5 protein-coding genes and 1 pseudogene are annotated in these 6,822 nt (G+C 68.0%); 4 read left to right on the forward strand and 2 right to left on the reverse strand.

Annotated features, from left to right (window positions below):
- Window positions 1–256: 256 nt before the first annotated feature.
- Window positions 257–916, forward strand: coding sequence for a pentapeptide repeat-containing protein (locus AC5RV2_RS12970; RefSeq protein WP_494092668.1), 660 nt, complete (start codon window positions 257–259; stop codon window positions 914–916).
- Window positions 917–1,029: 113 nt separating this feature from the next.
- A complete protein-coding gene (locus AC5RV2_RS12975) occupies window positions 1,030–1,944 on the forward strand; it encodes a phosphodiesterase (protein ID WP_494092670.1) in 915 nt (304 codons plus the stop codon).
- A 79-nt stretch (window positions 1,945–2,023) separates the two neighbouring features.
- On the opposite strand, the gene AC5RV2_RS12980 is transcribed toward AC5RV2_RS12975, so the two are convergent.
- Window positions 2,024–3,628: a stealth conserved region 3 domain-containing protein gene (locus tag AC5RV2_RS12980; RefSeq protein ID WP_494092671.1), complete on the reverse strand. Its 1,605-nt coding sequence runs from the start codon at window positions 3,626–3,628 to the stop codon at window positions 2,024–2,026.
- 365 nt (window positions 3,629–3,993) lie between these two features.
- On the opposite strand from AC5RV2_RS12980, the gene AC5RV2_RS12985 reads away from it, so the two are divergent.
- Window positions 3,994–4,401: a sortase gene (locus AC5RV2_RS12985; RefSeq protein ID WP_494069558.1), complete on the forward strand. Its 408-nt coding sequence runs from the start codon at window positions 3,994–3,996 to the stop codon at window positions 4,399–4,401.
- A 123-nt stretch (window positions 4,402–4,524) separates the two neighbouring features.
- Window positions 4,525–5,868, forward strand: coding sequence for a Na+/H+ antiporter NhaA (gene nhaA, locus AC5RV2_RS12990; protein ID WP_494092669.1), 1,344 nt, complete (start codon window positions 4,525–4,527; stop codon window positions 5,866–5,868).
- A gap of 141 nt (window positions 5,869–6,009) precedes the next feature.
- On the opposite strand, the pseudogene AC5RV2_RS12995 reads toward nhaA, so the two are convergent.
- Window positions 6,010–6,687: pseudogene (locus tag AC5RV2_RS12995) on the reverse strand (efflux permease Rv1217c-related protein); the annotation flags it as partial.
- Window positions 6,688–6,822 lie beyond the last annotated feature (135 nt).

Here is a 6,822-nt window from a genome sequence, read left to right on the forward strand (position 1 = left end):
GCCGGCCGGAGCGGAGCCCGATGTTCCACGGGCCAGGCAGGTGACCCGGTGGCCGCGGCGCAGCGCCGCGGCGGCGGTTTCCTGTCCCAACCAGGCCGTACCGCCCAGGACGAGTAGATGCATGCTGCCCATGGAACACCGTCCCGGGCGAATGCGCACCGGTTGTTCGCACACAGCAGGGAGAACCGTCCCGAATTGGTGTCCATCACCGTATTGAACGGCGGCTAATGGCCGGAACTGTGGCTATGCTCCGTAGATGGTTAAACCCGACGACTTCACGCCGCGCCTCGACGCCCCGGACATGGGGGAACTCTCTGCCGGGCAGGTAGCGGCGTTGGTTCCCGAGGCCCGCGTGGCCGGGAAGCGTTTTGCCGGTGCGGAACTGGACGGCCGGCGGCTGGCAAGTGCCTCCTTCACGGAGTGCGAATTCCTGGATGTTTCCGCGGACGGGGCGGACCTGCGTTCTGCCGGCTTCGTGGACGTAACATTCGAGCGGCTGAATGCACCGGAGTTCAGTGCGCCACGCTCGCGCTTCCGCCGGGTGGTGATCGACGGCTCACGCCTAGGGTCGGCCGAGGTCTACGAATCCGAGTGGGAGTCGGTGGAGTTCCGCAACTGCAAACTGGGGTACGTGAACCTGCGCGGAGCCGAACTTCAGGACGTCGGGTTTGTTGGCTGCATCGTGGACGAGCTCGATCTGGGCGGCGCGACGGGGCGGCGGGTGGCTTTTGAAGACAGCCGGGTCCGCAGGCTCGACCTGACCGGGGCGAAGCTGGCGCACGTCGACCTGCGCGGCCTGGACATCCGGGAACTGGCCGGACTGGAAGGCCTGCGCGGGGCGGCCATGACCCCCATTCAGATCGGCGGGCTCGCCCCGCTGTTCGCCGCCCATTTCGGCGTCGTGGAGAAAACTTAGCCGCAATATACGTAACTGCCGCGCCGAATTAATCCACAGTTCAGCTTTTTTCTGTTTGGATGGTTTGTAGTGGACTGGACAGCAGGCGTCCGGCGAACAACAGAAGGTAGATGATGGACTTCCGTCAGGCCGAGCATCCACGGCCGAACCATTTCTTACTTCACATCAGCGACACCCATTTAGTGGGCGGCGACGGCCGGCTCTACGGGGCGGTGGACAGCGAAGCCAGGCTGGAGCAGATCTTCGAGGATCTGGAAGACTCCGGATCCCGCCCCGAAGCCCTGGTGTTTACCGGCGATCTGGCCGACAAGGGCGAACCGGAAGCCTACGGCAGGCTCCGCCGGATCGTGGAACCGGCGGCCGTCCGGCTGGGAGCCCAGGTGATCTGGGCAATGGGCAACCACGACGACCGTGCCGGGCTGAAGACCATGCTCTTGGACGAACCCGGCGGCTCCGAGCCGCTGGACCGGGTATACGACGTCAACGGACTGCGCGTGATGACCCTGGATTCAACCGTGCCGGGGGCACACTACGGCCGGCTGGAGGACGAGCAGTTGCAGTGGCTGGCCGATGAGTTGGCCAAACCCGCACCGCACGGGACCATCCTGGCCATGCACCACCCGCCGCTGCCGAGCGTGCAGGACCTGTCCGTGCTGGTGGAACTGCGCGGCCAGGCCGAACTGGCCGAGGTGCTGCGCGGAAGTGACGTGAAGTCGATCATCGCCGGCCACCTGCACTATTCCACCACGGGCACCGTGGCCGGGATCCCGGTGTCCGTCGCCTCCGCCACCTGCTACACCCAGGATCTGGCCGCCGACGCGGGCAGCACTCGCGGCCGCGATGCCGCGCAGGCTTACAACATGATCCATGTCTACGAGGAGACCGTGGTCCATTCGGTGGTTCCGGCGCGCGGCGGCCTGCCGGTGGGCCGCCAGGTCACCGCGGAGCAGACCCGGCAGCTGCTCGAGGCCGCCGCCGTCGTCATCCCCGACGCCGTGAGCCCGGGCCGGATGCCGGCACACCACTAGCCGGGGAAACCCCGCCACCGGGGAAACGACGCTAGCCATGGAAACTTCGCTGCCCCGGGAAGCTGCGTCAACCGGAAAACTACGCCGCCGGCGGTTTCTCCCACGGCGCACGCAGCGGGAAGTAGCGGGCCAGGAAGTCCGTGACCACCCGCTGGCGCTCCTCGGCCGGGACCTCCGGGAAGCTGCCGTCGTTGAGGCAGAAGAAATCCCGGTTTCGCTTCTGCAGCAGCTTTTCCAGCTGCTTCAGGCCCGCATACATCGTGGTGTCCACGTACTCGACCTTGGCGCCGGGATTGGTCACCGCGCGGCCGGTCAGCAGCGCGTAGTAGTGGTAGAGCGAGTTGGTCACCGAGATGTTGTCCTTGGCCCGGAAGCGGCTCGCCGCCGTCGTCTTGAACTCCTCGGCGAACTCTTCCTCCATCTCCAGCAACACGGATTTGCGCAGCGGCGCCGCACAGTGCTCCAGGTGCCGGGTGGTGATCCTGCCGAAGCGGTCGTGCAGCAGCCTGCGGTTCACCCGGGCGGCATTCTCGAAACCGGACCGGTCCAGGTGGTTGTCGCCGAGCCCGATCCGGGTGTCTGCCTCCACGAACTTGGTGATGCCGCCGGGGGAGAAGAACATGTCCGGACCCACCGGCCGGCCGAAGAACATGTCGTCATTCGAGTACAGGAAGTGCTCGCCCAGTCCGTCGATGTGCTGCAGCTGCGCCTCGATCGCCTGCGAGTTGAACACCGGCAGCACGGACGGGTCGCGGAAATGCTGCTCGCTGCGTACCACGCGGATGTCCGGGTGCTCCGCGTCCAGCCACGCCGGCAACGGCGAATCCGTGCAGATGAAGATGCGCCGGACCCAGGGGGCGAACATATAGACCGAACGCAGCGCGTACCGCAGTTCGTCGATCTGGCGGAAGCGCGCCTCGGCGTCGTCGCCCTCGCCCACCACGGCGTGCTCCATGAAACTGTTCCGGTAGCGGCGGTACTCCGGGTTGTTCCCGTCCACCCAGGAGAAGACGATGTCGATCTCGAAGTCGATGTCCGTGGCGTGGTCGGCGAACATGTTCTCGATGGTGGGCCAGCGGTGCCCGTAGCGTTCCACTTCGCCGCGCACCGCCTCAGCGGCCGGCAGCGTGCGGCGCGTCAGCGAGTTTTCGATCGGCAGGTGGATCAGGTCGTTGTCCCAGCGCCACAGCTCCACCTGCACACCCGTGCCCTGGCCGTACCGCAGCCCGCCGGTCGGCTCGATCCGCGGGCGGTACAGCCGGAAGGCGCGTGCCTGGTCGCCCTCGGCGAGCTCGCCGTCAGCCACCAGCCGTGCCGTTTTCTTGTTCGCGTCCACGGTCAGCGAGTAGAACGGCTCATCGGCGCAGGCGGCCACCAGCGCCGCGCGCAGCTCGTCGCGCTTCTCCCAGTTCACGGCCACCACCGGGCGGGCATCGTTGCCGCGCACCAGCAGGTAGGGAATCTGCGCCCCGTCCAGCGCCCTGCGGACAAACAGCAGGTCCTCCACCATGGCCTGGTGCGGCGTCAGGGTGGTGTTGACCAGCGCGTAGCCGCCCTTGACCATCACCACGTCGGGGCGCTCCGTGAGGCGTACGACGGCGGCGGGCGAGGCGATCTCGACCCTCGACTCGGGCGCGCGGTCGGGTTCGGGCTCGGCGTAAAACGCGTCCTGCACTGCAGGCATGCTGGTCACAAAAAACCTCCGGAAACATAGTGGCGCCAACCCGAGTAGGGGCTGCTGTCACCCATGGTAGGCGTGGATGGGCGGGCGTTACAGACGCTGCCGCCACCGGATAAGCCCGCAGCGGTTCGACCGCGGCAGGCCACTCCTTTGACGGTACATGCAGTTTGGCCCTCCCGCTGCGTCAGGACCTGCCCGGCCGGCAAAAAAATAGGGTGTGGCACGGCCACCCTGGCAGGGGCCCTGCCGTCTGCCGGGGCACGTGTTCGTCGCCTGCCGGCTCCGCCCCGTTGTCTTGGCGCTCCGGGCAGTGCAACGTTCAGCAGCATTTTCCCCGCCGCATGCCCAAGGTGTCATACGATCTGTGCATGCCGGATCTTGCCGCGTCGATCGGACTGGTGTCCGAAGTGCTGACGTGGGCTGCCCTGGTTCCGGGACTGCTGTTGCTGTTCGTGGCCGCTGTGCTCCGCCTGGCCGGGACCCGGTGGCACCGTGCCGACGGTGTCGCGTTCGACGACGGGCGGCGCCGCGGGGTGCGCTGGTTCGACACCCGGCACGGTTTCCTGGAGGGCGTCTTCCCGACCGGAACGGGCTCCGATGTGGCCGCCGGGTCGGACGTGCTGGTCTTCTACGACGCGCGGCGGCCGGACCGCTGGCAGGTCTCCGAACCGGAGCGGCCGGGCCGGATTGTCTTGCTGCTGGGTAAGATCCTCACCGCCGTCGGCGTGCTCTCCGCCGTCGTCGGGCTGCTGGCCATGGTCCTGGCCGGGGGCTAGCCGGTCCGGCTGTGGTGCTCGCCGCCCGGCTTTGGTGCTCGCCGCATGCGCGGGTAAGGTGGAAAATCGGTGCGCCGGGAAGTCTGGTCGGCAAATTCTATTGTCGACCCGTGAGGAGCCGCTGTGGCAGCCAAGACCCCCGAATCATCCGCCAAACCCAAGGTGTTGGGACGCGGAAGTTATGCCGAAGCGCTGCGAATCGGCGAGATCCTGCGGAAGGAAACCGTCGGCGGGGCCCTCCTTGTGGCCGCCGCCGTCGTCGCCCTGATCTGGGCCAACTCGCCCGCGGCAGACAGCTACTTCGCCCTGCGCGACTTCACCGTCGGCTACGAGCCCTGGCACCTGGAGCTGAGCCTGGGGGCGTGGGCCGCCGACGGGCTGTTGGCGGTGTTCTTCTTCCTGGTCGGGCTGGAGCTCAAACGTGAGTTCGTCGCGGGGGACCTCAGCAACCCGCGTCAGGCCATGGTGCCGGTCGCGGCCGCCGTTGGCGGAGTGATCGTTCCCGCTGTCATCTACGCAGCCATCAACTGGGGCAGCCCGGAAACCATCCGCGGCTGGGCCATCCCGACGGCGACGGACATCGCCTTCGCGGTAGCGGTCCTGGCCGTCATCGGGTCGCACCTGCCCAGCGCGCTGCGGATTTTCCTGCTGACGCTGGCCGTGGTGGACGATCTCATCGCCATCGCCATCATTGCGTTCGTCTACACCAGTGAGATTCACGTCCCGGCGCTGCTGCTCGCCCTGATACCCATCGCCCTCTACGCCTTCCTGGCCCAAAAGTTCCGCAGGTTCTTCGGGAAGCATCATGTGGCGTTGTGGGCGGTCCTGCTGCCCATCGGCATCGTGGCCTGGGCCCTGGTCCATGCCTCCGGCATCCACGCCACCATCGCGGGCGTGGTGCTCGGCTTCACCGTCCCGGTATTGCGCAGCAAGTCCAGCGGCGGACCGGAAGTGGGTCCGGGGCTCGCCGAGATCTTCGAACACCGGGTGCGGCCCGTTTCCGCCGGCTTCGCGGTCCCGGTCTTCGCGTTCTTCTCCGCCGGCGTCGCAGTGGGTGGGGTTGATGGGTTCGTCTCGGCCCTCGGCGATCCGGTGGCGGTCGGCGTCATCGCCGGCCTGGTGCTCGGCAAACCGATCGGCATCGTCGGCACCACGTGGCTGATGAGCAAGCTGACCCGGGCGGAGCTGGACAAGTCGATGAAGTGGGTCGACCTGTTGGGCATCTCCATGCTGGCCGGCATCGGCTTCACCGTCTCCCTGCTGGTGGCCGAGCTCAGCTTCGGGCTCGGCACGCCGGCCAATGACCACGCCAAGGTGGCGATTCTCGCGGCGTCCTTGCTGGCCGCACTGCTGGCTGCGGTGGTGCTGCGCGCTCGCAACCGGCATTACCGGCGCATCCATGCCGAAGAACAGGTCGACGCGGACAACGATGGCATTCCGGACGTCTACCAGGACGGCAGGGCATAGCCGCACCGGGTTCGCGGCAGCTCCTTAGCACGGCTGCGCCCTTGGCCGGCGTGACAACGGCTTGCTGCCGCGCCGCGCGACACCTGGCTGCGGGGCCTTTCCGGCGCCACAGCGGATTCGCGGCCGCTCCTCCGAGCGCCGTCAGGCCTCCAGGTCACGGCGCCGGAAGGCCAGCGTCCCGCCGCCGGTGAGCAGCAGGGCAACCGCCGACATCCAGGCCAGTGGCAGCGGATCCAGGTCCGCGGCCGGTACCCGCGGGACCAGTCCGAACGGCTCGGCGTCCAGCACCGCCTCGGGCAGGTTGAGCACCGGCCCGTACATGCCCACCAGCAGCGCAGCGATCAGCAGGAACCAAACCCACCAGGTGCCGCTGCGCAGCCCGTAGGCGAGGGCGCCGGCACCGGCGAAACAGAGGATCAAGGGCAGGAAGGCCAGCCCGGCGGGAGCGAATCCCGCGATCACCGAACTGTCGCCGACCACCGAGAGCGCACCCAGGGCCAGGCCCAACCCGGAGACAACGAGCATCAGCGCCGAGGCCAGCGCGGTGACCAGCAGCGCGCTCAGGACCCAGTGCGCCCGCCCCACCGAGGCGGCGAGCACGGCCCCGGTTCGGCCGTCGGCTTCTTCCTTGCCGAGCCTGCCCATGGAGATCACGGCGAACACGGCCACGGCCATGGCGAAATACTTCAGGAACGCGGCCAGGGCCGCCCGGAGGAAGTCGGAGCTGTCGTCCAGGCCCAGCACCGCGGCCAGCTGCGGCTGTGACTCGTAACTGTCCACCACCGCCTGGGCCAGGGACCCGGTCAGAACGGCGAAGACGAATAGGCCGAGCGATCAACTGACGATGCTGCCGCGCTCCAGCCGGAGGAACAGCCCCGGCAGCCGCACCAGGAGCGGCGTGGCATTGGCGCGGCCCCGGCGGGCGGGCACCAGCCCAGCGGCCAGGTCGCGCCG

The organism is Arthrobacter sp. Y3225116 (assembly GCF_059091245.1).